This window comes from Halosimplex amylolyticum (assembly GCF_051414035.1).
In the GTDB taxonomy this organism is placed as follows: Archaea; Halobacteriota; Halobacteria; order Halobacteriales; family Haloarculaceae; genus Halosimplex; species Halosimplex amylolyticum.
This window is the reverse complement of the sequence record NZ_JBLKNW010000012.1, coordinates 53,898-79,235: the sequence shown is the minus strand read 5'-3', so window position 1 is coordinate 79,235 and position 25,338 is coordinate 53,898. Positions and strand designations below refer to the sequence as shown.

Genomic DNA, 25,338 nt, shown 5'->3' with positions numbered 1-25,338 from the left:
CCGGGAGACTCATGCCCGCCGGCCCCTAGCCGGCGGACGTGCACCGACGCCAGTTACTCCGCGCGACCGCCGGCCTCGGCGTCCCGGCGGTCGTCGGCGCCCTGTCCTCCCGCGACGGCGCGGCCCGCCCGACGGACCCCGAGGAGCCGAGCGCTACGACGACCGGTTCCCCGCGGCCGACGGCGACCCCGACGCCGACCGACGCCGCCGCGACGCCGACCTCCGGGTACGAACCGCTCGGGAGCGTCGCGGTCGAGGGTGCCACCGAGGCGGTCACCACCCCGGACGGCGACACGGCCTTCATCGCCGTACTCGACGGGTTCGCCGCCGTAGACCTCACCGAGCCCGCAGATCCCACCGTCCTCACCGAGGAACGCGACATCTCCCCGCCCGGGACCACGCAGGTGATGGAGGGGGTCCAGGACGTGAAGTACGACGACGGGCGCCTCCTCGTCGCCGGCCCCGCAAACTACGGCGGCGACGGCTTCCACGGGGTCGCGCTCTACGACGTGTCCGACCCGACACGTCCCGAACGCCTGCGGACTTACCGGACCGCCTTCCCGATCCACAACTGCGACCTGGCCGGCGGGTACGCCTATCTCACGGGGAACAACCGCGACGACAACCCGCTGGTCGTCGTCGACGTCGGCCGCGACGAGCCCGCGGAAGTCGCCCGCTGGTCGCTGTTCGACCACGACGACGTCTGGGAGTCGGTCCCGCTCCGACTGCGGTCGCTCCACGACGTGTTCGTCCGCGACGGGTTCGCCTACCTCGCCCACTGGGACGCCGGGACGTGGATCCTCGACGTCTCCGAGCCCGCGAACCCGAGCTACGTCGCGGACGTTCGCGAGCGGTCGCCCGAGGAACTGGCGGACCTGAACGGACTGGCGGTCGCCCGCGAGGGGTCGGAACCCCCCGGTAACGACCACTACGCCGCGACCGATCCCGACGGGTCGCTGCTGGCCGTCGGGAAGGAGACCTGGAACTCCAACTTCGGGAAGGAAGGGACGACGCCGGGGCCGGACGACCCCGGCGGCCCCAGCGGGATCGACCTCTACGACCTCGCGGACCCGACGGCGCCCGCGCACCTGGCGACCATCGACCCGCCGCCGACGGCCGACCCCAACGTCAACGGGGTCTGGACGACCGCCCACAACTTCGAGATCGCCGCCGGCCACCTCTACTCGTCGTGGTACCGCGGCGGCGTGATGGTCCACGACCTCTCGGACCCGTCGAATCCCGAGCGAGTGCGGTACTTCCGTCGGTCCTCGGAGACGAGCTTCTGGACGGCGCAACTCGCCGCGCCGGGCGAGGCGGTCGTCGCCACCAGCTACGCGGATCCCTCTGTCCCCGACGCGCCCGCGCGACTCTACACCTTCCCCGACGTGGCGCGAGAGACGCCGACACCGACGGACTCCCCCACGGCCGCGACGACGGCGCCGACCGGAGCGACGGCGTCGACCGGCACGACGACCGAACCGACCGGATCGGGCACCGCACCGACGCCGACCGGAACGGGCGAGGGGGAGCGCTCGCCGACCGACGCGGTCGAAACGGAGGGGACCACCGGCGGCGACGGTCCCGGTTTCGGCCCGGCCGCGGCGCTGGCGGGGCTCGGTATCGGGGCGTGGCGACTCCTCGGCGGCGTCGACACAGCGGACGAACCCGGAGACTGACCGGTCAGCTCAGAGGGCGTTCTCGACCGCGGAGGCGACGCTCCGGGCCTTCTCCGCCAGTTCCTCGGGGACGTGTCCGGCCTCGACGGCCGCGTCGAGTTCGTCGTCGTCGACTCGCTCGACCCGCCCGTCGGCGTGTTTGACGACGTCGACGTGGAGGTCGACGTACCGGACCGCCGAGGGGAACACCTCGACCGGCGTGCAGACGTTGACGTACGTCCCCCGCTTCTCGCCGTCCTCGCCCCGGTAGACCGTCGGATACCACCACTTGCCCTCGGTGAGTTTCGTCACCGCCACGTCGCCGGCCTGCTGGTCGACGCCGAGGGCGTCGTAGGTGCCGCGGCCGGACATCGCCCGCTCGACGACGACGGTTCCGTCCGAATCGCGGCGGGTCACCTCGCCCGTGCCGAGCGAGAACAGGCGCCCGTCGGGCTTGCCGTGGTCGATGCGGACGCGGTCGCCCTCCGTCGGGCCGAACTGTCGGGTGACGGCGTCGAACGGGAAGTCGGTCTCGCCGCCGCTCGCGTCGGGACAGACCGCCTCGACGAAGTCGACCGCGGCGCTGGCGCTCTCCGTCGCGGCCTTCGTGCGGTGGTGGCCGCCCATCGTCGCCGTGACCGCCCGCCGGCGTTCGTCGAGGCCGAACCGGGACTCGCGGCCGAACCAGACCCAGACCGTCGACTCCCCGGGCCAGTAGCAGTGCGGCGCGGCGTCGTCGGGTGCGGGGGCGTCGGCGAACGCGTCGTCGAGCGCGAGCGCTCGCTCGCGGAGCGCGTCGAGGGCGTCCCCGAGCGCGTCGAGGCCGGCGTCGTCGGCCGCCGGACCCCAGTCGATGCCCCAGCCTTCCGGCGGGTCGACCGGGAGGAGGTCGGCCAGTTCCGGCCCGTTACTGTCGGGCGACGACCCGCGAGCGAGGCTCGCGAGAGCGCCCTGTACCCGGACCGTCGTGTCGAGCACCGGCCGCCCGTTCCCCCACGGCGGCGCGGCCTCTTTCACCTGGACGCGCAGGCGGTCGCCCGTCTCGACGTGGGCCGCGGTCTTCGAGTACGGGAGAAAGCCCTCGCGGTCGGTCCCGGCGACCGGCGGGAGTGCCGGTGCGGTCTCGCGCTCGATGCCGTCCGCCAACTCGACGACGGCGCCGCTCCCGAGCGTCTCCGTCACTTCGCCGGCGTAGACCGCGCCGCGGGGCGTCGGGTCGCGCCAGGCCATGGCGTCGCGGCCGACCCCGCGGGCCTCGGCCACGGCGGTCGCGACCGCCTGGGCGTCGCCGGTGATCCCGACCCCCTGTCTGTCGTCGGTCGTCGAGACCGACGCGTCCGCGGGCGTCAGCGAAAACTCGTCGTCGAAGCGGTCGCGGATCGGCGGCGACGCCTGGACGACCGACAGGCCCTCGTCCTCGAACAGTCGAGTGAGCGCCGTGGTGTAGATGCCGCGGACGCGGACGGTGGGGACGCCAGCGTCCGCGTCCGCGTCCGCTGGCCCGCCCGCGCCGGCGTCGCGCTCCGACCCGCGCTCGTCGTCGCTCATAGCGCGTCGCGGTCGGCGGCGAACCGGATCCGGTCGTCGACCGTCGGCCCGAGCGTCAGTTCGACCACGTCGTCGCTCAGCACGCGCCCGCCGGTGACGGGGACGCCCCAGGAGTCGAAGCGGAGGTACCCGCGGATGTCGTCGGCGTGCGTGAAGAGATCAAGGTACTCGACGGCGTGTTCGGGGAACGTCGCGCTGGAGTGGGCCTGGTCCATGTCGGAGTAGACGGTGTCGAGCCCGTCGAAGAACGATTCGAGCGCCGCGGCGTCCTCGCGAGTGGCCTCGACGACGGCCTCCGAGACAGCCTCGATCTCGTCGGAGGAGAGGCCCGCGTCGCGCAGCGCCGCCTGCGTCCGCTGGTCGAAGTGCATGCTCGCGGGTTCGCGGTCGGGGCTTGAAAACGTCGCGGTCACGACTGACGGCGCGGGTTCGCGGCCGACGGGGCGGGCGGGGACTGGCGAGCGGTCTCCGGTCAGATCGTCGCGCGGAGGACGAGGACGAGGAAGCCGAAGAGCGCGCCGAAGGCGATGACCGTCCGCGGGTCGATGCGGATCGCGTTGCGGTCCTCGGCGTCGAAGTACCGGACCAGGCCGGCACTGGACATCAGTCCGCCGCTGTCGCTGCTGCTCATGTCCGCTACTCTCACCGCCGCCCGCCTAAGCCTTTCGCCCTGCCGTCGGCCGCGGTGACGTGTCGTCGAACCGACCGACGGCGGGCCGCGAACGGCGGTAGTGGAAACCCTTATCCCCCCGGATTCGCAAGATTCGATGACCCATGACAGTCACGCTCAAGGACTTCTACGCCGACTGGTGTGGCCCCTGCAAGACGCAGGACCCTATCTTGGACGACCTCGAAGAGGAGTGGTCCGACGTCGAGTTCGAGAAGATCAACGTCGACGAGGAGCAGGACGTCGCCAACGAGTACCACGTCCGCTCGCTCCCGACCCTCATCGTCGAGAACGACGACGGCATCGTCGAGCGCTTCGTCGGCGTCACGCAGGCCGACGACATCGAGACCGCGCTCCAGCAAGCCGACGCCTGAACCGCGGCAGTTTTCCGTACTTCCGTTTCCACGAACAAACCGCCCGTAGCGGTCGAACTGTCCGAAAAAGTACTGGTAACCTACCGACGCGACGGTGTCCGTCAGTGGAACTTGACGCCGACGTCGTGCATGCCCTCGTTGTTCATCGCGATGTTGATCACCAGCGGCGTGACCGCCTCGACCTCGGCGGCGTTGGCGATGCCGCCGGCGGAGACGGCGCGCAGCCCCTCGATCGCGTCCGCGAGCGCGGAGACGGTGTCGACGGCGTCGTCGTCGTCGCCGACGACGAGCGTGTCCACGTCGAGTTCAGCGTCGAGGTTGGCGAGGCGGTCGGCGGCGAGGTTGTGGAACGCGCCGACGACGGCGACGCCGTCGGGCGCCGCGCCGGCCGCGAGCGCGGTGACGCTCCCCGCGCCGGGCTTGTTGTAGTGCATGCCCTCCTCGTCGCGTTTCATCCCGACGGCCGGCGAGACGAGCACGTCGCCCGCCTCCAGATCGTCGGCGACCGCCTCGATGGTGTCCGTGAGGTGGTACGCCGGGACCGCGCAGACGATCACGTCGGCGCGGGCCGCCGCCTCGCCGTTCTCGTAGCCGGCGACCGACGAGTCGACGCCGCGGCTGTCGAGTTCGGTGGCGTACTCCTCGGCCTTGTTCTCGGCGCGCTCGGCGTCGCGCGACCCGATGATCACGGTGTGGGACGTGTCGTAGGCCCACCGCAGGGCCAGCCCTTCGCCGATGTCGCCCGTGCCGCCCAGCAGTGCGATGTCCATACCGGAGTCTGGGACGATATCAGGATAAGCGTTGTCGATTCGCGTGACCGGGGATCTGACGACGCGGCGGCCCCGCGACGGCTCAGCGGTCGGCGGACTCGTCCGCGTCGAGGAGGGCCGGCAGGTCGTTGACGGAGTCGATCACGGCGGCCGCGCCGGCCCGCTCGTACTTCGTTCGGCCGTCCTCGCCGGTCAGCCCGCCCGTGAGGACGCCGACGCCGCGGTAGGTCCGGTCGGGGTCAGTCTCGGCGGCGTTGACCGCCGTGCGGATATCGTCGAGCGTGTCGCCGACGAAGACGACCGACTCGGCGTCGAAGCGCTCGGCGAGCGTCACGAGGGCGTGCGGGTCGGGCTTGCCCTCGTCCCAGTCGTCCATGGTGAAACGGTGCTCGTCGGCCACGTCGAGGCCCACGCGGTCCAGTGCGATGTCGGCCTCGGCGGCGGGTCGCCCCGTCAGAACGCCCACGTCGTAGCGGGCTTCGAGGGTCTCGACCGTCTCGGACGCGAGGATTCGGGGTTCGTCGTTGATGTAGCCCGCGGTGTCCATGTCCGGTTCGGCGCCTTCGAGGTCGCGGTACAGGTCGCTCCCGAGGTACAGTTGCTGGAAGACCTCGCGCAGGCGGTCGGGGTCCCACTCGCTCATCACGCGTTCGCGTTCGGCGGGCCCGAGGGCGTCGAGGACGACCGTCTCCGCCGCGGAGACGCCTCCGCCGGTGGCGGCGACTCGGTCGGTGAACGAGGAGAGGGAGAGGCGGAGTCCCTCGCGGCGCGCGAGGACGTACAGCGCCGCGGCGTCGGTGAGTTCCCAGTCGTTGTTGAACCCGCCCGCGTCCTTGAACTGCTGGATGTCGGCCTTCTCGATCGTGTCGCCGTAGACGTGGGCGACTGACTCGACGATGGCACGGCGGTAGGAGTCGGCGACGTCGACGAGCACCCCGTCGACGTCGAGCACGACCGCGTCCGCGTTCATGAGTGTCTCCGGGGAAGCACTCCTCGTAAAAATCCGTTCCGACTCACCACCTCCCGTCGGCTCGCGGACTCGAAACACAGTCACGGCGGAGATCGACCGGTCGAACTGTCGAACGGCCGGACGCGGTCACCCGCGGGCGACGAACAGCGTCTCCGCGGGGAGCGTCTCCCGCTCGACGGGCACCAGCGGCTGGTCGGTCCCGAGCGTCGTGAACGCGAAGGTCGCGCCGGCCTCGCGGGCGACGGCCAGCGTCGGCCGGTGCAGTTCCGGCGGGAGGTTCAGGGCGTACAGCAGGTCAGCGTCGGCGTAGACCGAGAGATCGGGGTCGGTGACGTCGTCGCGGACGAACCGAACCCCGTCGGGGACGGACTGGGCGTGCAGGTCGGTCGCGACCACGTCGGTCCCGGCGTCTGCGAGGGCCTCGGCGACGACGGTCCGGCGGCCGACGCCCACCTCGACGGCGGCGTCGAACGCGGCGAACCGGTCGACGAGTACGTCCAGCGTCTCTGGGATCACGTCGCGGTATTTATAATGGCGGCACGCATAAGCCTCCCGTATGCACGTCGACATCGTGCCGGTGGGTGACGTCCGCGCCGAGGTCAAGCGCGAGGCGTCAGCCAGTCTGCGGGCCGTCTACGAGAGCGACGTGACGATGCACGACACCCAGTCGATCCCCTCCGGCGCGTACGACCGCAGTCGCGACCAGTACAGCGCGGAAGCGTTCATCAAACTTGCCACCCGCATCGGCGACGGCGACAAGAACATCGCCATCACCCCGAAGGACCTGTTCTACCACCGCCGCAACTACGTCTTCGGCCTCGCCTACCTCGACGGCAAGGGCTCGGTCATCTCGACGTACCGGCTCAACACCTCCTCCGACGGCGGCATCTCGCGGCGCTCGGACGAGGACGTCTTCTCCGACCGCGTCCGCAAGGAAGTCATCCACGAGATCGGCCACACCATGGGCCTGGAACACTGCGACAACAAACGCTGCGTCATGAGTTTCTCCCCCACCGTCCGCGAAGTCGACATCAAAGACGAGGCCCTCTGTGGCACGTGCCAGCGCGAAGTCATGTGACCCGTTCCGGTCCCTCCTGAAACCCCCACATAGACCGTCTTCGGCGGCGTTCTCCGGGATTCGACGACGGCTCGCGAAGGACCAACATAGTTAGGCGCCAGCGCTATCCTCGGTCCACCGCAACAACGAGTGTAATGAGCGAATCCAAGCAGAACGAACGTACGCGCGAGCTCGGTGAACTGTTCGTCTCGGTCACCGGCGACGACACGGTGACGGAGCCCCAGGAACCCGAGGGCGAGAAGGTCGCCGACGAGGCGGACGACGAGGAGTACGTCGTGAGCGACGACGGGCTCGACGGCGCCATCGACGCGGACCTCGACACGGCGTCGAAGTGACGTCCCGGGGGGTCAGACCGACAGCTCGACGACGTCGAGTGGAGCGGCGTCGAGTCCGTCGGAGAGTATCGGAACTCGTTCTCGCAGCTCTCGCGGCGAATGAGCGTCCGATCCGACGGTCACCGGTACGTCGTACTGGGCGAGGACCGACAGGAAGTCGGGGCCGGGGTGGAACTCGCCGTAGTCGGCCTGGATCCGGCCGGCGTTGAGCTCCGGCACGGTCTTCGAGTCGGCCAGCGCCGCCGCCACCGCTTCGTAGTGGTCGCGGGTCGCGTACCCCCGGAGCGCCGGGTTGCGCTCGACGATGTCGAGGTGGGCGGCCACGTCGAACAGCCCGGACTCGACCAGCGCGACCACCCGGTCGAAGTACTCGTCGACCGCGGCGCGCTGTTGCTCGTCGGTGCGGTCGGCGAAGTAGTCCCAGTGGACGTTGGCCTCCTCGATCTCGTGGACGCTCCCGACGGCGTAGTCGAAGCCGGCCTCGTCGAGGAACGCTCGGATCGCCGCCTCGTCCGCGGGGTGGTAGTCGACCTCGACGGCGTCGAAGATCCGCACCGTCGACTCGTCGCGCAGTTCCTCGATAGCGTCGCGGCGGCGCTCGTAGGTCACGTCGAGGTTGAAGCCGAACCGCTTTTTGTACCGCCGGAGGTGCTCGCGCTCGGAGACGTTGCAGTGGTCGGCGAACCCGACGCCGTCGAGGCCGGCGTCGGCGGCCGCTTCCACCATCCCCTCGAGGAACTCGCCGTCGGAGTACGAGGAGTGGACGTGATAGTCGTGCACGTACGTCGATCGGTCAGCCACGGCGAAGGACCTTTCGGGGGTGTGGGGTCGTCGACGTTCCGTGCACGGGCGTCCCCGCGATCCACGGCCCAGAGCCAGAGCGGCGCGAACGCACCGGCGGTGGAGAAGCGGAAAATCAGTCGGGGAAAGGAACCGAAAAACCGTCCAATACCGTAGTGGAAGCATGACCGCGCCCCCACCCATCGAGGAGCTTCACTTCGACGACGCGCCGAACGTCGACGAGGTCCCCGGACCCAGGTCCCGACGGCTCCGCGAGCGCCAGCGCGCCGCGGAGAGCTCCGCGGTGCTGTACCCGACCGAGATGCCCATCGGGTTCCGCGAGGGCAAGGGCGCCACCATCGAGGACGTGGACGGCAACCGCTACCTGGACTTCTTCGCCGGCATCAGCGTCCTCAACGTCGGCCACGCTAACCCCTACATCGCCGAGGCGGCCGCCGAGCAGGCCCACACCCTGCCGCACTCGCTCGACTTCCCGACCGAGCCCCGACTGGACCTGATCGAGAAACTCGAGTCGATCGCGCCGGGCGGGCTCGCCGGGGCCAGTCGGGTCGTCTTCGGCGGCCCCACGGGGAGCGACGCCGTCGAGGGCTCTATCAAACTCGCCAAGCAGTACACCGGGAATCGCGGGATGGTCGCCTTCTACGGCGCGTTCCACGGCGAGACGTCGGGCGCGTTCAGCCTCAGCGCCGACGGCAAGTACAAGCGCGACTACACTCCCCTCCTCGCCGAGGTCGAACACGCCCAGTACCCCTACCCCTTCCGGCAGGACGGGACGCCACAGGCGGCTGTCGATCGGGCGCTGGACGACGTCCAGACGCTGCTGGGCGACCGCTACGGCGCGATGCCCAACCCCGCGGGCGTGTGGGTCGAACCGATCCAGGGCGAGGGCGGCGTCGTCGTCCCGCCGGAGGGGTTCATGTCCGGGCTGCGCGATCTCTGCGACGACTACGACGTCCCCCTGATAATCGACGAAATCCAGACGGGGATGGGCCGCACCGGCGAGTGGTGGGCCAGCGACCACTTCGACGTGACGCCGGACGCGATGACCGTCGGGAAGGCCATCGGCAACGGCCACCCGCTCTCGGCGACGGTCTACCGCGAGGAACTGGACACCTGGGGCCCCGGCGGCCACACCGGCACCTTCCGCGGGTACAACGTCGCGATGCGCGCCGCGCTGCGCTCCATCGAGTACATCGAGGCCCACGACCTGCTCGACCACGCGACCCAGCTCGGGGAGTACATCCGCGGGCGACTCCGGGGCGTCGACGACCCGCTCGTCGGCCAGGTGCGCGGGATGGGACTGTTCGTCGGCGCCGAGTTCGTCGACGAAGAAGGACGGCCGGCCCCGGACGCGGTGAGCGACGTGCGCCAGCGCTGCATGGAGCGGGGCGTCCTCGCGTGGGGCGGCGGCCGCGACGACAACGTCCTACGCCTGCTCCCGCCGCTCGTGATGACGCGCGAGCAGGCCGAGACGGGCCTCGACATCGTCTGCAAGGCCATCGAGGCCGTGGCCGACGAGCGGCGGCAGTAAGCGGGGTCCGGGCGCGGGTCAGCCGTCGACCCACGTCAGCGGCGTGTACCGGCCGGTGAAGTCGTCGGTGACGGGTATCTCACCCACGGGGGTCCAGCCGTCCGGCCGGTCCGCGAGGACCGATCCGCGGTGGGTCGCGACGACGAGGTCGCCGTCGACCGCGGTCATCCCCGTGACCGTCTCGTCGCTCTTCGGGAAGTCGACGCGCTCCAGCGAGTCGCCGTCGGATCTAAACAGTTCGGGGTCGGCGTCGTCGTCCTCCCACGTCGAGGAGTTCTCCAGCGCGCCCCCGGCGTATATCGTCCCGTCCAGCGAGAACGCCGTCCGGAAGTATCGCTGGTCGAACCCCTCGTCCAGCCGCGTCCACGACTCGCCCCCGTCCGTGGTCCGGAAGAGCCCGAAGCCCGTCGCGGCGACGTACTCGCCGGGCCCGGCCACGTGGAGTTCGTGGATGTCGTCGTTCACCCCGTCGCGCCGCTCTTCCCAGGTCTCGCCCCCGTCGTCGCTGACGTGGACGCCGCCCACCTCGACGCCGGCGACGAGACGGTCGTTCGCCACGGGGTCGAAGTGGAGGTCCCGGACCTGCGCGAGGTTCTCGTGGCGCGGGAGGCGCCACTCGTCGCGGGAGGGGAGTTCCTGGAAGTCGTCGCAGTCGCGCCACTCGACGGCAGCCGGGTCGACGCTCCCCGAGCCGTCGCCGACTTCGGCGACGGAGACGTGGGCCGGTTTCGTCCCCGCGTAGAGTCTGTCGCCGGACCGGCTCGCGCCGACCGAGTACACCCGTTCCTGCGGGACGTCGAGGTCGGCCCACGACTCGCCGTCGCGTGAGTGAAACAGACCCGTCTTCGTCGCCGCGAAGATCCCCTCGAACCCATCGAACTGCCGGACGCGCTCGACGCGGCCGCTGTCGAGGACCTGCTCGGCGGTCGTCTCGGTCGGTCCGTCGAGTTCGGAGAGCCGGTACACCCCGTCGTCGCTGCCAGCGAGGAGCATACTCGATCGCACGGCCGAGTGTCCCAAAAGCGCTCGCTGAATCGCGTTTTTGTAACAAATCGGACCGGTGCAGCTGGCCCGTCAGATGTTGCTGCCGCCGTCGACCCAGAGCACCTCGCCGGTGACGTAGTCGGCGCCTTCGCTGGCGAGGTAGCGGTAGGCGTCTCTCAGGTCCTCCGGACGACCGGCGCGGGTGGGCGGTTCGCGACCGTCGCCCACGGCGTCCACGGCGCGCTCGGACCAGCCCTCCGTGATCTCTGTGGCGATGGGACCCGGTGCGACGGCGTTGACCCGCACGCCGTGCCGTGCGAGTTCGAGGGCGGCGCTCTGCGTGAGCATCTTCACTGCCCCCTTGGTCGTCGCGTAGTGGGAGTGCTCCCACTCGGCGTACTCGCTGGTCGTCGAGGCGGTGTTGACGACCGCCCCGGGCTCGTCGCGGTCGATCATGTCCTGTGCGGCGAGTTGCGTCCCGAAGAACGCGCCGCGGGCGTTGACCGCGTGGAGGCGGTCGTACTCGTCGGGCTCGACGTCGAGGAACTCGCGGCTGACGTGGATTCCGGCGTTGTTGACCATCACGTCGACGCCGCCGAACTCCCGGGCGCCCTCGACGACGGAGGCGAGCGCGTCGTAGTCGGCCACGTCCGTCTCGACGAACTCGCCGCGACCCGCGGTCTCGTCGTCGATCAGTTCGTGGGTCGGCGTCTCGGCGTCGCCGGCAGCCGCCTCGGCGTTCCGGTCTTTCGGGTCCGCGCGCACGTCGGCGTTGATAACGGTCGCGCCCGCCTCGCCGAACCCGACCGCGACCGCGCGGCCGATGCCGGAACTCGCGCCGGTGACGATCACGGTGTCCTCGGAGAAGTCAGCGCTGATGGTTCCCATACGTCTCCATCGGAGCGGAGCGACAACGGCGTTTCGGCGCGGCGCTCGGTCCCGGGCGGTCGTCCCATCCGAATACTGATGCCCGTCCCGTCGGATGGTCGGATCGATGGACCACGTCGCGGCGTTCGGGATCGGGAGCACGAACTTTCGAGCGGCCGTCGCCCGGTCGGACGGCGAGCTGCTGACCGAGGTCGCCGTCGAACCGACCCGGCCGAGCGACCTCGCCGACCAACTCGTCGCGGCCGTCGAGGACCTGCGGTCGGCGACCGACCGGGACGTAGACGGCGTCGCCGTCTCGACGACCGGGCTCGTCGACGACGCCGCAGGAGCGATCCGCGAGTTCGACACGCCGGCCGGGGAGACGATCGACCGGATCGACGTCGCGTCGGCGGTCGACCGTGCGCACGGACTCCCCGTCCGACTGATCAACGACTGTAACGCGACCGCGCTGGGGGAGTGGCACTTCGGAGCGCGGCGCGACGAGGACTGCCTCGCACACGTCACGTTCGGGACCGGCATCGGTGGCGGCGTCGTCGAAGACGGGCGGCTCCTCCGCGGCGAGAGCGGGCAGGCCGGCGAGTTCGGACTGCTCCCGGTCGCGCCCCACGAGTACGAGAGCACGGGCGTGGCCGGCGCGTGGGAGGCGGTCTGCTCCGGTCGCGGGATCCCCGAATTCGCGGCCAACCGGCTCGCTGCCGACGGACGCGCGGAAACCGAGGGACCAGACGCAGCCGACCTCACGGCCGAGGGCGTCTTCGCCGCGGCCGACGCGGGCGAGCCCTGGGCCGAGGCGTGTCTCGACGAGGTCGCGCGGTACAACGCGGCCGGGATCGCGGCCGTCTGTAACGCGGTCAACCCGGGGCTGATCACGCTCGGCGGCGCCGTCGCGCTCCACAACCCCGACTGGATCGTCTCCGGGATCGAAGCCCACCTCGACCGGTACCTGTTCGTCGACCGCCCGACGGTCCGGATCACCCCGCTCGGCGACGAATCCGGCCTCTACGGCGCGGTCGCCGCGTTCCGCGCCGGACGGGACGCCACGGGATCGACCGCGACGACCGGAGCGGGCGAGCGAGCGGACGTGCCCGACGCGGACACGCGCGAGCGGAGGTGATGGCCGGTCGCCGCCGAGCGGACGACCGGCGACGGCGAGCGCGCTAGAACGACGGCAGGACCTCCTCGCGGTAGAGGTCGAACAGCGCCTCCTGGTCGTCGCCGATCTGCATGACGTAGACGTGATCGTAGCCGGTGTCGATCGCCTCCTGGATGGCGTCGATGTGCTGCTGTGCGTCCGGACCGGTCAGAATCGACCCCTCGGCGATGTCGTCCTCGGAGACCAGCTGCGTCGCCTGCTCGAAGTGGACCGGCGTCGGCAGGACGTTACTCAGCTCGCCCGGGAGCGCCGAGTTGGGCCAGAGTTCGTGGGCGGTCGAGACCGCCGCTTCCTCGCTGTCGGCGACGCAGGCCTGCAGCTGGCAGAGCCGGGGGCCGTCGCCGCCCTCCGCTTCCCACGTCTCGACGGTCTCCTGGGGGCCGACAGACCAGAAGCCGTCGCCGAACTCCGCGGCCGCTTTCGCCGTGCGCTCGCCGTAGGCCGAGACGCAGATCGGCGGGCGCTCCTCGGGCAGGGTGAACAGCTTCGCGTTCTCGACGGTGTAGTGCTCGCCGTGGTGGCTGACCTGCTCGCCGCTCCAGAGCTTGTCGACGACCTCGACGGCCTCTTCGAGCATCGCCAGGCGGACCTCGTGTTCGGGCCAGCGGTCGCCGACGACGTGTTCGTTGAGTGCCTCGCCGGTCCCGACGCCGGCGTAGAAGGTCCGGCCGTCGAACATCGCCGCCGCCGTCGCGGCCGCCTGCGCGTAGATCGCCGGATGCATCCGCACGATCGGCGCCGAGACCCCCACGCCGACGTCGACGTCGTCTGTCGCCGCCGCGACGCCGCCGAGCGTCGACCACACGAACGGCGACTCGCCCTGATTACTGTTCCACGGGTGGAAGTGGTCGGAGATGGAGAGGAAGTCGAAGCCCACCTCCTCCGCGCGGCCGGCGTACTCGACGAGGTCGTTCGGGTGGTGCTCCTCGCTCGACAGGGTGTATCCGATCTCGGGCATAGGTGGATCGTCGTACGAGAAGGAACACCTGTCAGAACGATACGGTCACTGCCGGCGCACGAAGGGCGGCCACACCGGAGTCCCCCTCCCCACTGCGCTCACCGGATCGCGTCGATGCGGCGACCCATCTCGGCGTCCAGCCAGTCGGCGACGTCGTCACGGGACTCGGCCGCGGCTTCCGCTTTCGCGTCGAAGAACGCGGCCGCTCCGAGTAGCCTGACGACCTCGTACACCGGGACCCGCTCGTCGAACCCGTCGGGCAGGCTCCCCGCTCGCTCGCGATACCCCTCGTGGAGCGCCTGTAGCTGGTGGTCCGGTTCGTCCGGCCGGAAGAGTCCGAACTCCTGTTCGCGTACCCGGTGGAGTCCCCGCACCGGGTCGCCGACGTGGGCGAACTCCCAGTCGAGCAGGCCGACGCGGCCCTCGTGGTAGTAGGCGTTCGAACTGTGCGGGTCGTTGTGGACCAGCGTTGCGGGCGCGGCGTCGAGGACGTCGCGGTTGGCCTCGAGCGCCGCGACCACGTCGTCGACGTACCGGTCGAACCGGTCGGACTGCGCCATCTCCTCGATCACGTCGATCTGACCGACGAGGACGTCGGTCCACGTGGCCGAATCGACGTCGAGGCCGTCGGAGCCGCCGCCCGTGATCTCGCCGTGGCTCTCGAAGCGGGTCGCGTGGAGTTCGGCGAGCGTCCGGCCGAGCGCTCGCATCGCGGAAGCCTCCCCCGACCGATCCGCGTCCCACTTGACGTGCGAGAGCGGTCTCCCCGAGAGCGGCGCGGTGACGAGGTACGGGACGGCGGCGTCGGCGTCGCAGGCCAGCACCGTCGGCACCGGCACGTCACAGTTGACCTCGACGTACCGGATCGCCGCGTGTTCGGCGGCGAGTCGCGAGCCGTCGCCGTCGACCGCTATCTTGCAGAAGACGCGCTCGCCGTCCGCGAACTCCACGGGAACGGTCCCGTTCCGGTCGTTCAGCCGCTCGTCGTCGGCGAACCCGGCGACGTCGCGGTCGGGAAACACGTCGTCCAGTACCGACGTGAACCGCTCGTCCATGATCGGACGACGAGAGCCGCCCGCTTGGACGTTGCGGGGCCGTGAGTGCAATCCACACGGTCGGACCCGGGCGAACCGACAGGGGGTGGCGCCGGCGACCGGCGGTGACGTAACGGTCCCGTTCCCCGAAGGATTCGTTATGAAGCCGTCATCGGGTGCGAGCACAGTCGTCGAACCGCGCGATCGAATTCGAGGTGCCTCGTACTCGTGACGCTCGCGATCGGCGTCCCGTCGCCCGAGACGGCCAGCCGGCAGTCGAGCGCGCTCGCCGTCGTCGCCGCGAGCGCGGGCGCCTTCGCCCTGCTCTACCCGGATCCGTTCGCCGACGCGTTCTTCGCGGCGTGGGTGCTGTCCGTCGTCGGACTCGCCGTCGTCGCCGCGGTCGGCGCGTGGACGAACCGGACGCCGCTCGTCTGGGTGGCTGCCCTCCTGACGACCGGGCTGGCGATCCTGGGGATGATGTCGATCGGGCTGTTCGTCGCCCCCGTCGCACTCCTGTTGATCCTGACCGCCGGGTTCTCGCAGGCGGCGGGTCCGCGCGAAGGCGTGCGAGAGTCGATCCTCACCGACCCACCGAGCGCCCGGGAGCTTCTGCTGAAAGCGTTGGCGGGGGTCGGGGCCGTAGCGGCGGGAGTCGGGCTGGTCTATTTCGGTGCCGTTGCCCGACCCCTGTTCGGGGCGTGCGCGCGGGAGACGCTGTCCTGCGCGCTCGCGAAGACACACTGGGGCGCCGTCGCCGTCACCCTCGTCGGCCTGCTCTCGTTGTGTCTCGGCGTGTGGCTGGTCTGGCGTCAGAGCTACGTCGCGCGAGTGCTCGGATCGGCGCGGAGCGGCTACCGAGCGAAGTAAGCCCGATAGCCCGTTCCTCGTCGGGCGTCCGCCCAGTTACCGAAGGAGAGAGCGCAGATCATGCAAGACCACATGAGATTTATCAGTGCCTGGGGCGTGAACCGGAATATGGGAGCGACGGACGAGACGACAGTCAGCGAACGCGGTGGAGTCACGATTCCATCGGCAGTTCGGGAGCGTCTCGACATCGAACCAGGGGACAAGATCCGATGGACGGTCGAAGACGGGGACGTACGCGTCGAGATTCTCCACCAGCGGGAAGGTGTCTTCGACGATTTCGAGCCGGCGCCGATGGGCGGTGACGGGGCCAGCGGCCACAATACGGCCGGGGCAGAGCGGTGACGCAGGCGCTCCTGGACGCCACGGTACTCATCGCTGCGACAGATACCGACGACGTCGACCACGAGGTCGGGCTGGAGATCGTGCGCGATGTCGACCACGGTGAACTCCCGACCGGCGTGATCACGAACGAATCGCTACTGGAGACGCTCAACTACGTCGAAGAGCGGTTGAACCATGATCGGGCAGTCGATCTCCTCGATAGATTCGTTCGCGGCGCTCACTTCGAACTCCCCTACAATCCGAAGAAGAACTACGGCGTCGGTCGGTCCCTGTTCCGGGACACTGTCGGCCTCAACTTCGGCGATTGCATGCAGACCGCGTTCATGCAGTCGCGAGAGATCGAATACGTATACAGTTTCGACGACGACTTCGATTCCGTGGACGGAGTCACTCGATTGAACAGTGCAGTGAATCCGTATCGGTGACTCGCTGAGAACTGACGGAGTGTCCCCGAGCAGTCCGAGTAGTAGTACTCGCTGGCCGACTTCTGCTCGCGGTCGGGTTGCGACCCGGGCTTGTTGATCCGGGGCCGGCCGGTGCGCTCGTCGCGGCAAAACGTGATGTCGAGGTTCGGCAGGAACTTGGTTGTGCCGGCGGGCGGCTACGACGGCTCACCGATGTTCGTCGATCCACTCACACCAGGCGTGAAAATCTTCGGCTCCGCACTGGTCAGCGATGTTCTGTAACGTCCCAGTTCGAACGCGGTCGTGTAGTGGGACGGTGACCGTCCGTTTCTCCCCCGTCTCCGGATGAGTGTACTTGAGAATCGCATGGTCCCCTCGCGTCCGATCGTGGCGGTACCCGAACGTCCGGAGGACGCCCACGATCTCCTCGCCAGAGAAATCCCGCGAAACCATGTACTATCCGTCGAACCAGGGCGCGTCCGGTTCCGGGGCTTCGGTGTCGGCTTCCGTGGCCTCTCGGGTCACCTCGACTGCCTCGTCGAGATTCTCAAGCGCTTCCGTCCGGGTCGGTCCCTGACTCGCGACACCAGTCTCCTCGTCGATAGCGGACCACCAGCCGTCGTCTTCCTGGATGAGGCGGATCTCGCGCCCGGTACTCATGCGAGTCGGTACGGCGGAATAGCGGATAAGGGTTCGGCCGGATCGAGCGGTGAGAGCCCGTCGACTGCGCTCGCTCAGTCGCTGTAGTAGTACTCGCCGGCGTTCTTCTGCTCGCGGTCGAGTTGACTACCGGGCTTGTTGATCCGGGGGCGACCGGTGCGCTCGTCGCGGCGGAAGGTGATGTCGAGGTTCGCGAGGAACTCGTTCATGCCGTCGCGCATCCCGACGGGCGGCGAGGCGCGGCCGTATTCGGCCGGTTCGCCGTCGAAGACGAGCAGGCGGTCGGCGAGCAGGTCGACCATGTAGATGTCGTGGTCGATGACCAGGGCGGTGGCGTCGTGGTTCTCGGCGTAGCGGCGGATGGCGCTGGTCGCGCGCACCCGCTGTTCGACGTCGAGGTGGGCCGAGGGCTCGTCGAGCAGGTACAGGTCGGCGTCCTCCGACAGGCAGGCCGCGATGGCGACCCGCTGGCGCTCGCCGCCCGAGAGGTCGGTGAGGTTCTGCTCCATCACGCGGTCGAGCTGGAGCGGGTCGGCGATCTCCGTGTTCCAGTAGGAGGTACCGAAGTCGTCGGTGATCGAGGCGAGGAAGGCGTCGACGCGCATCGGCTGGTCGATCTCGACGTACTGGGGCTTGTAGGCGATGTCGAGTTCGGCGTTCACCTCGCCCTCGTCCGGTTCGAGGCGGCCGGCGAGCAGTTTCGCGAACGTCGACTTCCCGATACCGTTGGGGCCGACGACGCCGAGGACCTCGTTCTCCTGGATCTCGCCGCCCTCGACTTCGAGCGAGAACTCGCCGTCGCCGTAGGACTTCGTGAGGTCGGGGTACTCGACGACCACGTCGCCCTCCGCGGTCTGTCGCGGGGCGTGTTCCTCGAACTGAATCGACTCCTGGCGGACGCGCATGTTCTCGTTCTCCAGGTAGCCGCCGAGGTACTCGTTGATGCCGTTTTTCGTCGACTTGGGGCTCGTGATGACACCGAACGCGCCGGGCGACCCGTAGGCGACGTGGATGGTGTCGGCGAGCAGGTCGAGGATGGCGAGGTCGTGTTCGACGACGAGCATCGAACGGTCCTCCTCGTCGGCGAGTTCGCGCACGAGGCGCGCGGCGGTCATCCGCTGGCCGATGTCGAGATAGGGCGTGAGTTCGTCGAGGAAGTAGAAGTCGGCGTCGCGGGCGAGACAGGCGACGAGCGCGACACGCTGGAGTTCGCCGCCGGAGAGCGTGTCGATGTCCTGGTCGACGACCGGGCCGATGCCGACCCGCTCGACGAGGTCGTCGAGCGCGCCCCGCTCGTCGGTCCGCTCCAGGAGCTGTCGGGTCGTCCCGTCGAACTGGTCGGGGATCTGGTCGACGTACTGGGGCTTGCGCGCGACGGTGACGTCGCCGGCGCGAAGCTCTTCGAGGTAGTTCTGCAGTTCCGTCCCGCGGTACTCCTCCATGATGGCCTCCCAGCCCGGCGGGTCGCCGGCGACCTGGCCGAGATTGGGTGCCATCTCGTCGGCGAGGATGCGGACCGCGGTGGTCTTCCCGATGCCGTTCGGGCCGAGGATGCCCGTGACCTGCCCCTCCTGGGGCGCGGGCAAGCCGTAGAGCGCGAAGGCGTTCTCGCCGTAGCGGTGGACGGGGTCGTCGTCGAGTTCCTGCGGGAGGTTGATGATCTCGATGGCGTCGAACGGGCACTTGTTGACGCAGATACCACAGGTTTCGCCGAGGCAGATCTCCTCGGAGATGTGGATCTGGTCGGGGGCGCCCTCGTAGGGCTCGTCCCCGAAGCGCTCCTCGCGCGTGACGATGCACTCCTTGCCCGAGCGGTTCGGCGGGCAGAAGTTCGCACACTCGTAGTTGCAGCGGTCGGGTTGACAGCGGTCGAGGTCGACGACCGCGATGGAGTCGTCGGCCATCGTTACAGGGTGGTCCCGGCGGTCAGCAGGATTCCCCAGGAGACGAACCACAGCGAGAAGGTGATGAACGCGACGTAGAGGTACTCCTTCGCGCCGAAGTCGTCCACGTCGATACCGATCGTCATGTAGACCGGGAACTGGACGAGGACGGCCGCCCCGAGCAGGTAGAGCCCGAGCCGGTCGTTCGGTCCGGCCGCGAGCGCCGCGGCGGCGACGCCGGCGCCGAGTCCGAGCAGGGAGGCGAACGTCGTCACCGTCAGCCCCCGGAGGTGGTCGTCCCAGCCCTCGGCGGTTTCGGTAGCCATACGTCTGTCTCGGCCACGCGGGCTAAAAAGCCGTTCGTTCCCCTCCCCGCGGTCCGACGTATCGGCCCGCGCCAGCGCCCGCCCGGAGGATGAACGTGACCGTGCTCGCCCGGCGGATCCGGCGTCGATCCGGCGCTGCCGACCGATCTTGGCTAACTCCAGTGTCAATCTTTATTGTACGCGCGTCCCTCCGTCCTATCGATGCCCGACACAGACGGGGACGACCTCAGCGATCTGCCGCCGAGCGCGAAACTCGTCTACAAAGTACTGGAGTACGACGGTCCTCTGACCCAGAAGGGGATCGTCGAGGAGTCGATGCTTTCGGCGCGCACCGTCCGCTACGCCCTCGAACGCCTCGAAGCGATCGGCGTCGTCGAGGAGGACGTCTACTTCGCGGACGCGCGCCAGAACCTCTACGAGATCGACAAAGCCGACTGCGAGTGCGAGGCCCCCGCCTCCGCCGACTGACTTCACGCGGTTTCTCACCGTTCGGTCGCACCATCTCCTCGCCCGTGGCTACGTCACGGTACACAGTCGTACAGCCGTCGGTTTCTGTCGCCGTCGGAGCCCCGGTCCCGGCCGCGGATACGTATGCGTAGCCGCTCTCTTCGGAGTGGCCCACCTGTCGTCCGGCGTTCATCGCGTTCGGTATCCCCGGTCACATTCGGCGTCGGTTCACCGATAGGCCCGCTCTATCGGAATTTTTCGAGGAATACCGGGAAAACGGTGTTCGCCCATTTTCACGGCGCCCCGCGAGTGACTGACGGGAAACACATGACAGACAGTTCAGACGAAACAGACCGATCAGCGGATCAGACGGACGGGACGACCGGGTGGCGTCCCTCACGGCGACGACTCCTCGAAGTCGGCGCAGCGACCGGCGCGATCGCGGCGTTGGGAAACCTCGCGCTCGGCCGCCAGGCGCAGACCTACCGGCTCGGGGGCGAGGTGTCCGCCTGGACGGGTCAGGAACCGGAGTCGATCGCCGACGAGGAGAACCCGACCCTCGAACTGACCGCCGGGACCGAGTACGAGGTCGTCTGGGAGAACCTGGACGGCGCGCCACACGACTTCACGATCCAGGACGACCAGGGGGAGACGATCACATCGACGGAGACGATGTCCGAGGAGGGCGCGACCCGGTCGCTGACGTTCACGGCGACCCTGGAGATGGCCCAGTACGTCTGTACCGTCCACCCGAACACGATGATCGGCGACATCGAGGTGACAGAGGCCGCGACGGCCACACCGGGGGCGGAGACCGAGACCGCGACGGGAACCGAGACCGCGACCGAGACTGAAACCGAAACGGAGACTGAAACCGGGACGCCCGGCACCGGCGCCGGATTCTTCCAGGCCGGCGCCGAGGTCGGCCTCCGGCAGGTCGCCGACGGGCCGCTGACGGCGCCGACGGACTTCGCCGACCCGGACGACGGCACGGGCCGCTTTTTCGTCACCGACCAGACCGGGGAGCTGTACCTCGTCCGCGAGAACGGCGTCCGCGACGAACCGCTACTCGACGTGAGCGAGCGGATGGTCGAACTCGGCACGTTCTACGGCCTGTACGCGAGCCAGACGCAGGACTACGACGAGCGGGGCCTCCTCGGACTCGCGACCCACCCGGAGTTCGGCGACAACGGACGGCTCTACCTGCACTACAGCGCGCCGCCGACCGAGGAGTTGCGGTCGATCAACTGGGACCACGTCGAGGTGGTCTCGGAGTTCACGATGAGCGAGGACGGGAACTCGGTGAACCCCGACTCCGAGCGGCAGCTCCTGCGGATCCCGCACCCGCAGTACAACCACGACGCCGGGCCGATGGCGTTCGGTCCAGACGGCTACCTGTACGTCCCGATGGGCGACGGCGGCGGCGCCAACGACGACATGTACGGCCACGCCGACGACTGGTACGAGGCGAACGACGGCGGCAACGCGCAGGACCTCAGACACAACCTGCTCGGGGACGTCATCCGCATCGACGTCGACGAAAGGGCTTCCGACGGTACGGGGACGCCCACCGGAACGCCGACAGCGACGCCGACCGGAGCGGAGGCCGACGAGGAGCGACCGTACGGCATTCCCGACGACAATCCGTTCGTCGACGAACCCGACGCCCTCGACGAGATATACGCCTACGGCTTCCGCAACCCGTTCGGCATCGACTTCGACTCCGAGGGGAATCTGTTCGTCTCCGACGCCGGGCAGAACCTCTGGGAGGAGGCCAACGTCGTCGAGCGCGGCGGCAACTACGGCTGGAACGTCAAGGAGGGGACCCACTGTTTCAGCACCGACGAACCCAGCGACGTGGAGGGTATCACCGAATGCCCCGAGAGCGAACCGGACGACGCGCCCTACGACGGGAGCGAACTGATCGACCCGGTCGTCGAGTACCCGCACGTCTACGAGGGCCAGAGCGTCGGGATCACCATCGTCGGCGGCCACCGCTACGAGAACGACACCGTCGCCGAACTCCAGGGCGCGTACGTCTTCGGCGACTGGTCGGCCGACCCCGCCCGTTCCGAACCGCTCGGCCGGGTGTTCACCGCGATGCCGCCCGACGACTTCGGCGCCGACGGCACGGGGACGGGGACCCCGACCGGGACTCCGACCGCCGCCGAGACCGAAACGACTGCTGGGCCGGAGACCGAGACGCCCCAAAGCGACGAGACGCCCGGCGAGGAGGAGGAGACGCCGGACATCGGTCCCGGCGACGTGCCGCGCCAGGACCTGTGGGAGATGGCGGAACTCCAGTTCGTCGACGGGTTCGACTGGTTCGTCAGGCAGTTCGGCCAGGACCGGGACGGCGAGATTTACGTCCTGACGAACCGTCGCGGCGTCCCCGAAGGGGAGACCGGTGCGGTCCTGCAGATCGTCCCGCCCGAGCAGGGCGAGGACGTGAGTAGAACGGACACGCCGACGGCGACCGACAGCTGAATCGACAGGGACGGGTGAGGACTGCTCACTCCTCGGACTCGTCCGGGTCGTCCGCGGCATTCGTCTCCGTATCGGCAGCCGCGTCCGCCGATTCGGGTCCGTCCGCCGTGCGCTCCGGGGCGTCGTGGACAGTCGGTCCCTCCGCCGACGCGCGGGCGAAGCAGTCGAGCGCGAGTTTCGCGCCGCCGAGGACGACGGGGCCGACGAACAGTCCGACGGCGCCGAAGACGACCAGGCCGCCGAAGATGCCGACGACGACGGTGGCGGAGTTGAACGCGGCCGTCTGGCCGATCAGCGCCGGGCGGAGGTACGAGTCCGAGAAGGTGACGAACAGGCCGTAGACGGCGATGGCGGCGCCGGCGGTCTGCCGGCCGGTCGCGACGAGATAGGCCGCGGCCGGGATCCAGACTCCGAACGCGCCGACGAGCGGGAGCAGCGTCAGGACGAAGGTGGCGACGGTCAGGAAGACGACGGCGGGGACGCCGGCGACGAACAGTCCGGCGCCGAGCATGACCGCCTGGATGGCCGCGACGGCGACGTTCCCGACGACGGAGGCCCACATGAGCTCGTCCAGTCCCTTGCGGAGTTCGTCCAGGATCGCGTCGTCGATCGGGAGCACCCACTGGAACCACGCCGCGAGTCGCTCGCCGTCCCGCAGCAGGGCGAAGAGGACGAACAGCGTGACGGTCACGCCGATGAACAGCCCCGGCAGGGTGCCGACGACGTCGATCGCGCCCATCGTGACCTCCCGGATGGCCCCAGCGATCCGTTCCTGGTTCGATTCGTACAGCGCGACGAGGTCGACGGCGTACCCGTTCGTCTCGAGCAGTCCCTCGACCGTCTCGATGTCGAGGTCCCCCTCCCTGATGGCGGTCACGAGGCCGAACGCCTGCTGGACGGCGATCGAGACCACGTAGACGAGCGGGATCAACACGAGGAGCAGCGTGGCCGCGACGACGCCGAGCGCCGCGAACGTCGGCCTGACGAACCGCTCCAGGCGTCGCTGGACGGGAAACAGGATGTACGCGAGGACGACCCCGAACAGGACGAACTGGAGATACGGCAGGAGAACGGCGAGCGCGAGGAGCGCGCTCGCCAGCGCGAACGCCGCCAGCCCGGGCCGCTCGACGAGCCAGTCCGGCGGGTCTGCAGTATCTGGCATGTACCCGGGTGCAACGGCGAAATAAATTAGTCTGTTGATACGACCGATCGGGCGCGTCGTGCCGGTGGCGCGGGTGTCCGCGTTCGCCTCGACCTCGCACTCCACCTGCGGCGAAATCACCGTTCGAGTCGGTCGCTCGAACTCCCCGAATTCGAAAGTATTCGGCATTTAACGCCGATAATCTACTGGTAACTAATGAGACACCGTTCGACGAACACCGCATGTCTTCGGACGAGGGGGAGACCAACGAGCGAATCAAACGGCGAACGGTCCTGAAGGCGGCGGGCGTCGCGGTGGTCGGCGGGGCCGGCGCCACGGGTCGAGCGAGCGCACACCAGATGCACTTCTTCGGGTGCAACGAGGTCTGCACCGACACCGACGGGAACTTCGCCGTCGTCAGCGTCGACGGAGGGTACGAGGGGCGAGAGCTCACGGCGGCGGCCGAGCGCGACGACGTCGGCTGGACCCACGACAACACGTACTGCTACGCGGCGTCCGCCGACGAGTACGTCGTCGGGTTCGTCGAGGAAGACGTCTACCGCGGGGACGAGAAGGCCGGCGACGGCTGCACGCTCTGTCTGAATCCCAACGACTGCGCCGCGAACCACTACGACGACCCCCAGGAGATCATCGACGACCTGAACGACGACGACACCGTCGACGTCTGCCACGGGAAGCTCTCCGTCGGCGACTGCGAGGTCTTCGAGTCGCCGGCCGACGGAGACGGGGACGAGGATGACGCGTGGCCGATGACGGAGTTTGACGCCCAGCGGACGAACTTCAACCCCGACGCGTCGGGGATCAGCGGTGAGCCGTCCGTCGACTGGGAGTACGACCTGACCACCACCGAAGACCGCGTGTTCGACCACTCAGCCGCGGTCGCGGCCGACGGGTCCGTCTACGTGGCCGAATCGACGGGTGACCTGGGCGCGCGGCTCCTCTCGCTGGACGCGACGGACGGGTCCGTCGAATGGGAGGCGAACTACGACCGCGGCGATCGGCTGTACCCGCGAGCCGTCCACGACGGCGTGGTGTACGTCCAGCTGTGGAACAGTCCGTCGGACAGCGTCGACACGGGGGACATCGTCGCGATCGACGCCGACGACGGTAGCGAACGGTGGCGGACGACGATCACCTACTACGACGTCATCCTCGAAGATCTGATCGTCGCGGACGCGGTGTACTCCCTCAACAGCGGTGCCGCCAGCCACATCCGGAAACTGGACCTCGAATCGGGCGAGGAGCAGTGGAGTACATCGGTCAGCTACACCCCCTACGTCCAACTCGCGGTGAAAGACGATCGCCTATTCGCAAACTCCGACGACCTCGTCGCCCTCTCGACCGCGACCGGAAACACGGAGTGGAGAGTCGAGTTCGACGGGACGGAACCCAGAACGATCGTCGCCGGCGACGGCGTCGTCCACGCCGCGTTCAACCACGCTGAAGAAGCGCTGAAGACCTTCGATGCCGCGACCGGTGACCTCCAGTGGAGCCGGCAGAGGGTCGATAACGTCCACGTGCTCGCCGACGGCCTGCTCTACGGCGGCGACGCCGACGAAGTCCAGATCGTGGACGCGGAGACGGGCGACCTCGCGGAGACGTTCGACGAAGGCATGATTCCGGAGGCCGCCACCGAAGACACCCTCTATGGGTTCGCGACTGAATCCACGGACGCCCCGCTGAAGGCGCTCGACCGAAACTCGGGCGAGTTGCGCTGGCAGACCGACGAGGCCTCACACGCGGACTGGGCCGGCGCTGAATGGATCCCGGGAGACGTCCTGGCGCTGGACGGGACGATTTACGCCCCCGGTGCGGACGAACACACGCTCGTTCGACTGAGCAGCGGCGACGAGGAATCGGACTGAGACGGACCGACTCCGACTGGCCCGAAGTCACGCCGTACCGCCGTACGACGGGCTAGCCGTGATCGTCTTCCCGCGGTCGATCGCCCGTTCGAGTCGCCACCACCTTTTTCGGCTCGGGGATTCCTCGGACGGCTTCGTCGTTCGCA

28 protein-coding genes are annotated in these 25,338 nt (G+C 69.1%); 12 read left to right on the top strand and 16 right to left on the bottom strand.

What is annotated here, in order from left to right; all coding sequences use genetic code 11:
• Window positions 1-38: 38 nt before the first annotated feature.
• Window positions 39-1,676 carry an LVIVD repeat-containing protein gene (locus ACMGFE_RS24860; protein ID WP_436927960.1) on the top strand — a complete coding sequence of 546 codons (1,638 nt, stop codon included), beginning with the start codon at window positions 39-41 and terminating at the stop codon, window positions 1,674-1,676.
• A gap of 9 nt (window positions 1,677-1,685) precedes the next feature.
• On the opposite strand, the gene ACMGFE_RS24855 is transcribed toward ACMGFE_RS24860, so the two are convergent.
• The 3 genes from ACMGFE_RS24855 to ACMGFE_RS24845 form a co-directional block, all read right to left on the bottom strand.
• Complete coding sequence (locus ACMGFE_RS24855; protein ID WP_436927959.1) at window positions 1,686-3,203, bottom strand: ribonuclease FAU-1 family protein; 1,518 nt, start codon at window positions 3,201-3,203, stop codon at window positions 1,686-1,688.
• Complete coding sequence (locus tag ACMGFE_RS24850; RefSeq protein ID WP_436927958.1) at window positions 3,200-3,574, bottom strand: DUF7532 family protein; 375 nt, start codon at window positions 3,572-3,574, stop codon at window positions 3,200-3,202. Before ACMGFE_RS24850 ends, ACMGFE_RS24855 begins: the two co-directional genes overlap by 4 nt.
• 101 nt (window positions 3,575-3,675) lie before the next feature.
• On the bottom strand, window positions 3,676-3,834 hold the full coding sequence (locus tag ACMGFE_RS24845) for a preprotein translocase subunit Sec61beta (protein ID WP_415379881.1): 159 nt from the start codon (window positions 3,832-3,834) through the stop codon (window positions 3,676-3,678).
• A 143-nt stretch (window positions 3,835-3,977) separates the two neighbouring features.
• Between ACMGFE_RS24845 and ACMGFE_RS24840 the strand changes: the two genes are divergently transcribed.
• The gene (locus tag ACMGFE_RS24840; protein ID WP_436927957.1) at window positions 3,978-4,244 is read left to right on the top strand and encodes a thioredoxin family protein; all 267 of its coding nucleotides are present in this window, start codon (window positions 3,978-3,980) and stop codon (window positions 4,242-4,244) included.
• 101 nt (window positions 4,245-4,345) lie between these two features.
• Here ACMGFE_RS24840 and npdG read toward each other — a convergent pair whose 3' ends face one another.
• From npdG to ACMGFE_RS24825, 3 genes are all read right to left on the bottom strand, one after another.
• Entirely contained in the window at window positions 4,346-5,014 is a 669-nt protein-coding gene (gene npdG / locus ACMGFE_RS24835) for an NADPH-dependent F420 reductase (protein ID WP_436927956.1), read from the bottom strand.
• 82 nt (window positions 5,015-5,096) lie between these two features.
• Complete coding sequence (locus ACMGFE_RS24830; RefSeq protein WP_436927955.1) at window positions 5,097-5,984, bottom strand: TIGR01548 family HAD-type hydrolase; 888 nt, start codon at window positions 5,982-5,984, stop codon at window positions 5,097-5,099.
• Between the two features lie 126 nt (window positions 5,985-6,110).
• Window positions 6,111-6,500: a UPF0146 family protein gene (locus tag ACMGFE_RS24825; protein ID WP_436927954.1), complete on the bottom strand. Its 390-nt coding sequence runs from the start codon at window positions 6,498-6,500 to the stop codon at window positions 6,111-6,113.
• 40 nt (window positions 6,501-6,540) lie between these two features.
• Here ACMGFE_RS24825 and ACMGFE_RS24820 point away from each other — a divergent pair, with 40 nt between their 5' ends.
• The gene (locus ACMGFE_RS24820; RefSeq protein ID WP_274326020.1) at window positions 6,541-7,062 is read left to right on the top strand and encodes an archaemetzincin family Zn-dependent metalloprotease; all 522 of its coding nucleotides are present in this window, start codon (window positions 6,541-6,543) and stop codon (window positions 7,060-7,062) included.
• Between the two features lie 134 nt (window positions 7,063-7,196).
• The gene (locus ACMGFE_RS24815; RefSeq protein WP_436927953.1) at window positions 7,197-7,397 is read left to right on the top strand and encodes a hypothetical protein; all 201 of its coding nucleotides are present in this window, start codon (window positions 7,197-7,199) and stop codon (window positions 7,395-7,397) included.
• A gap of 12 nt (window positions 7,398-7,409) precedes the next feature.
• Here ACMGFE_RS24815 and ACMGFE_RS24810 read toward each other — a convergent pair whose 3' ends face one another.
• A complete protein-coding gene (locus tag ACMGFE_RS24810) occupies window positions 7,410-8,177 on the bottom strand; it encodes a PHP domain-containing protein (protein WP_436927952.1) in 768 nt (255 codons plus the stop codon).
• Window positions 8,178-8,361: 184 nt separating this feature from the next.
• Here ACMGFE_RS24810 and ACMGFE_RS24805 point away from each other — a divergent pair, with 184 nt between their 5' ends.
• A complete protein-coding gene (locus ACMGFE_RS24805; protein ID WP_436927951.1) occupies window positions 8,362-9,729 on the top strand; it encodes an aspartate aminotransferase family protein in 1,368 nt (455 codons plus the stop codon).
• 18 nt (window positions 9,730-9,747) lie between these two features.
• On the opposite strand, the gene ACMGFE_RS24800 is transcribed toward ACMGFE_RS24805, so the two are convergent.
• Both ACMGFE_RS24800 and ACMGFE_RS24795 read right to left on the bottom strand, forming a co-directional pair.
• Window positions 9,748-10,722, bottom strand: coding sequence for a WD40/YVTN/BNR-like repeat-containing protein (locus tag ACMGFE_RS24800; protein WP_436927950.1), 975 nt, complete (start codon window positions 10,720-10,722; stop codon window positions 9,748-9,750).
• An 81-nt stretch (window positions 10,723-10,803) separates the two neighbouring features.
• Window positions 10,804-11,601, bottom strand: a complete 798-nt coding sequence (locus tag ACMGFE_RS24795) for an SDR family NAD(P)-dependent oxidoreductase (protein ID WP_436927949.1) — start codon at window positions 11,599-11,601, stop codon at window positions 10,804-10,806.
• Window positions 11,602-11,707: 106 nt separating this feature from the next.
• Between ACMGFE_RS24795 and ACMGFE_RS24790 the strand changes: the two genes are divergently transcribed.
• Window positions 11,708-12,715, top strand: a complete 1,008-nt coding sequence (locus tag ACMGFE_RS24790; RefSeq protein ID WP_436927948.1) for an ROK family protein — start codon at window positions 11,708-11,710, stop codon at window positions 12,713-12,715.
• A 43-nt stretch (window positions 12,716-12,758) separates the two neighbouring features.
• Here the strand turns inward: ACMGFE_RS24790 and ACMGFE_RS24785 are convergent, their stop codons facing one another.
• Together ACMGFE_RS24785 and ACMGFE_RS24780 are read right to left on the bottom strand one after the other, a co-directional pair.
• Window positions 12,759-13,712, bottom strand: coding sequence for a TIGR03557 family F420-dependent LLM class oxidoreductase (locus ACMGFE_RS24785; RefSeq protein WP_436927947.1), 954 nt, complete (start codon window positions 13,710-13,712; stop codon window positions 12,759-12,761).
• A gap of 98 nt (window positions 13,713-13,810) precedes the next feature.
• Complete coding sequence (locus ACMGFE_RS24780) at window positions 13,811-14,767, bottom strand: phosphotransferase family protein (RefSeq protein ID WP_436927946.1); 957 nt, start codon at window positions 14,765-14,767, stop codon at window positions 13,811-13,813.
• 207 nt (window positions 14,768-14,974) lie between these two features.
• Between ACMGFE_RS24780 and ACMGFE_RS24775 the strand changes: the two genes are divergently transcribed.
• The 3 genes from ACMGFE_RS24775 (at window position 14,975) to ACMGFE_RS24765 (ending at window position 16,383) form a co-directional block, all read left to right on the top strand.
• Window positions 14,975-15,616 (top strand): hypothetical protein, encoded by a 642-nt coding sequence (locus tag ACMGFE_RS24775; RefSeq protein ID WP_436927945.1) that lies wholly within the window; start codon window positions 14,975-14,977, stop codon window positions 15,614-15,616.
• A 108-nt stretch (window positions 15,617-15,724) separates the two neighbouring features.
• A complete protein-coding gene (locus ACMGFE_RS24770) occupies window positions 15,725-15,958 on the top strand; it encodes an AbrB/MazE/SpoVT family DNA-binding domain-containing protein (RefSeq protein WP_436927944.1) in 234 nt (77 codons plus the stop codon).
• Window positions 15,955-16,383 carry a PIN domain-containing protein gene (locus ACMGFE_RS24765; RefSeq protein WP_436927943.1) on the top strand — a complete coding sequence of 143 codons (429 nt, stop codon included), beginning with the start codon at window positions 15,955-15,957 and terminating at the stop codon, window positions 16,381-16,383. Before ACMGFE_RS24770 ends, ACMGFE_RS24765 begins: the two co-directional genes overlap by 4 nt.
• Before the next feature lie 186 nt (window positions 16,384-16,569).
• Here the strand turns inward: ACMGFE_RS24765 and ACMGFE_RS24760 are convergent, their stop codons facing one another.
• From ACMGFE_RS24760 to ACMGFE_RS24745, 4 genes are all read right to left on the bottom strand, one after another.
• A complete protein-coding gene (locus ACMGFE_RS24760; RefSeq protein WP_436927942.1) occupies window positions 16,570-16,815 on the bottom strand; it encodes a type II toxin-antitoxin system HicA family toxin in 246 nt (81 codons plus the stop codon).
• Window positions 16,816-16,818: 3 nt separating this feature from the next.
• Window positions 16,819-17,022, bottom strand: a complete 204-nt coding sequence (locus ACMGFE_RS24755; protein ID WP_436927941.1) for a type II toxin-antitoxin system HicB family antitoxin — start codon at window positions 17,020-17,022, stop codon at window positions 16,819-16,821.
• Window positions 17,023-17,096: 74 nt separating this feature from the next.
• Complete coding sequence (locus tag ACMGFE_RS24750; RefSeq protein ID WP_436927940.1) at window positions 17,097-18,926, bottom strand: ribosome biogenesis/translation initiation ATPase RLI; 1,830 nt, start codon at window positions 18,924-18,926, stop codon at window positions 17,097-17,099.
• Window positions 18,927-18,928: 2 nt separating this feature from the next.
• Window positions 18,929-19,231 (bottom strand): EMC6-like membrane protein, encoded by a 303-nt coding sequence (locus tag ACMGFE_RS24745; RefSeq protein ID WP_436927939.1) that lies wholly within the window; start codon window positions 19,229-19,231, stop codon window positions 18,929-18,931.
• A gap of 201 nt (window positions 19,232-19,432) precedes the next feature.
• Here ACMGFE_RS24745 and ACMGFE_RS24740 point away from each other — a divergent pair, with 201 nt between their 5' ends.
• Both ACMGFE_RS24740 and ACMGFE_RS24735 read left to right on the top strand, forming a co-directional pair.
• A complete protein-coding gene (locus ACMGFE_RS24740) occupies window positions 19,433-19,699 on the top strand; it encodes a winged helix-turn-helix transcriptional regulator (RefSeq protein WP_415379862.1) in 267 nt (88 codons plus the stop codon).
• Between the two features lie 306 nt (window positions 19,700-20,005).
• Window positions 20,006-22,165 (top strand): PQQ-dependent sugar dehydrogenase, encoded by a 2,160-nt coding sequence (locus ACMGFE_RS24735; protein WP_436927938.1) that lies wholly within the window; start codon window positions 20,006-20,008, stop codon window positions 22,163-22,165.
• A gap of 25 nt (window positions 22,166-22,190) precedes the next feature.
• On the opposite strand, the gene ACMGFE_RS24730 is transcribed toward ACMGFE_RS24735, so the two are convergent.
• Window positions 22,191-23,327: an AI-2E family transporter gene (locus ACMGFE_RS24730; protein WP_436927937.1), complete on the bottom strand. Its 1,137-nt coding sequence runs from the start codon at window positions 23,325-23,327 to the stop codon at window positions 22,191-22,193.
• A gap of 221 nt (window positions 23,328-23,548) precedes the next feature.
• Here ACMGFE_RS24730 and ACMGFE_RS24725 point away from each other — a divergent pair, with 221 nt between their 5' ends.
• Window positions 23,549-25,192 carry an outer membrane protein assembly factor BamB family protein gene (locus ACMGFE_RS24725; protein WP_436927936.1) on the top strand — a complete coding sequence of 548 codons (1,644 nt, stop codon included), beginning with the start codon at window positions 23,549-23,551 and terminating at the stop codon, window positions 25,190-25,192.
• The last annotated feature ends 146 nt before the right edge of the window (window positions 25,193-25,338 follow it).

What these genes read in the sequence shown, in the direction of transcription:
- ACMGFE_RS24855 (WP_436927959.1), bottom strand. Translation starts at nt 3,203, where the DNA reads ATGAGCGACGACGAGCGCGGGTCGGAGCGCGACGCCGGCGCGGGCGGG.
- ACMGFE_RS24850 (WP_436927958.1), bottom strand. Translation starts at nt 3,574, where the DNA reads ATGCACTTCGACCAGCGGACGCAGGCGGCGCTGCGCGACGCGGGCCTC.
- ACMGFE_RS24845 (WP_415379881.1), bottom strand. Translation starts at nt 3,834, where the DNA reads ATGAGCAGCAGCGACAGCGGCGGACTGATGTCCAGTGCCGGCCTGGTC.
- ACMGFE_RS24840 (WP_436927957.1), top strand. Translation starts at nt 3,978, where the DNA reads ATGACAGTCACGCTCAAGGACTTCTACGCCGACTGGTGTGGCCCCTGC.
- npdG (WP_436927956.1), bottom strand. Translation starts at nt 5,014, where the DNA reads ATGGACATCGCACTGCTGGGCGGCACGGGCGACATCGGCGAAGGGCTG.
- ACMGFE_RS24830 (WP_436927955.1), bottom strand. Translation starts at nt 5,984, where the DNA reads ATGAACGCGGACGCGGTCGTGCTCGACGTCGACGGGGTGCTCGTCGAC.
- ACMGFE_RS24820 (WP_274326020.1), top strand. Translation starts at nt 6,541, where the DNA reads ATGCACGTCGACATCGTGCCGGTGGGTGACGTCCGCGCCGAGGTCAAG.
- ACMGFE_RS24815 (WP_436927953.1), top strand. Translation starts at nt 7,197, where the DNA reads ATGAGCGAATCCAAGCAGAACGAACGTACGCGCGAGCTCGGTGAACTG.
- ACMGFE_RS24805 (WP_436927951.1), top strand. Translation starts at nt 8,362, where the DNA reads ATGACCGCGCCCCCACCCATCGAGGAGCTTCACTTCGACGACGCGCCG.
- ACMGFE_RS24800 (WP_436927950.1), bottom strand. Translation starts at nt 10,722, where the DNA reads ATGCTCCTCGCTGGCAGCGACGACGGGGTGTACCGGCTCTCCGAACTC.
- ACMGFE_RS24795 (WP_436927949.1), bottom strand. Translation starts at nt 11,601, where the DNA reads ATGGGAACCATCAGCGCTGACTTCTCCGAGGACACCGTGATCGTCACC.
- ACMGFE_RS24790 (WP_436927948.1), top strand. Translation starts at nt 11,708, where the DNA reads ATGGACCACGTCGCGGCGTTCGGGATCGGGAGCACGAACTTTCGAGCG.
- ACMGFE_RS24785 (WP_436927947.1), bottom strand. Translation starts at nt 13,712, where the DNA reads ATGCCCGAGATCGGATACACCCTGTCGAGCGAGGAGCACCACCCGAAC.
- ACMGFE_RS24780 (WP_436927946.1), bottom strand. Translation starts at nt 14,767, where the DNA reads ATGGACGAGCGGTTCACGTCGGTACTGGACGACGTGTTTCCCGACCGC.
- ACMGFE_RS24770 (WP_436927944.1), top strand. Translation starts at nt 15,725, where the DNA reads ATGGGAGCGACGGACGAGACGACAGTCAGCGAACGCGGTGGAGTCACG.
- ACMGFE_RS24760 (WP_436927942.1), bottom strand. Translation starts at nt 16,815, where the DNA reads ATGGTTTCGCGGGATTTCTCTGGCGAGGAGATCGTGGGCGTCCTCCGG.
- ACMGFE_RS24755 (WP_436927941.1), bottom strand. Translation starts at nt 17,022, where the DNA reads ATGAGTACCGGGCGCGAGATCCGCCTCATCCAGGAAGACGACGGCTGG.
- ACMGFE_RS24750 (WP_436927940.1), bottom strand. Translation starts at nt 18,926, where the DNA reads ATGGCCGACGACTCCATCGCGGTCGTCGACCTCGACCGCTGTCAACCC.
- ACMGFE_RS24745 (WP_436927939.1), bottom strand. Translation starts at nt 19,231, where the DNA reads ATGGCTACCGAAACCGCCGAGGGCTGGGACGACCACCTCCGGGGGCTG.
- ACMGFE_RS24740 (WP_415379862.1), top strand. Translation starts at nt 19,433, where the DNA reads ATGCCCGACACAGACGGGGACGACCTCAGCGATCTGCCGCCGAGCGCG.
- ACMGFE_RS24735 (WP_436927938.1), top strand. Translation starts at nt 20,006, where the DNA reads ATGACAGACAGTTCAGACGAAACAGACCGATCAGCGGATCAGACGGAC.
- ACMGFE_RS24730 (WP_436927937.1), bottom strand. Translation starts at nt 23,327, where the DNA reads ATGCCAGATACTGCAGACCCGCCGGACTGGCTCGTCGAGCGGCCCGGG.
- ACMGFE_RS24725 (WP_436927936.1), top strand. Translation starts at nt 23,549, where the DNA reads ATGTCTTCGGACGAGGGGGAGACCAACGAGCGAATCAAACGGCGAACG.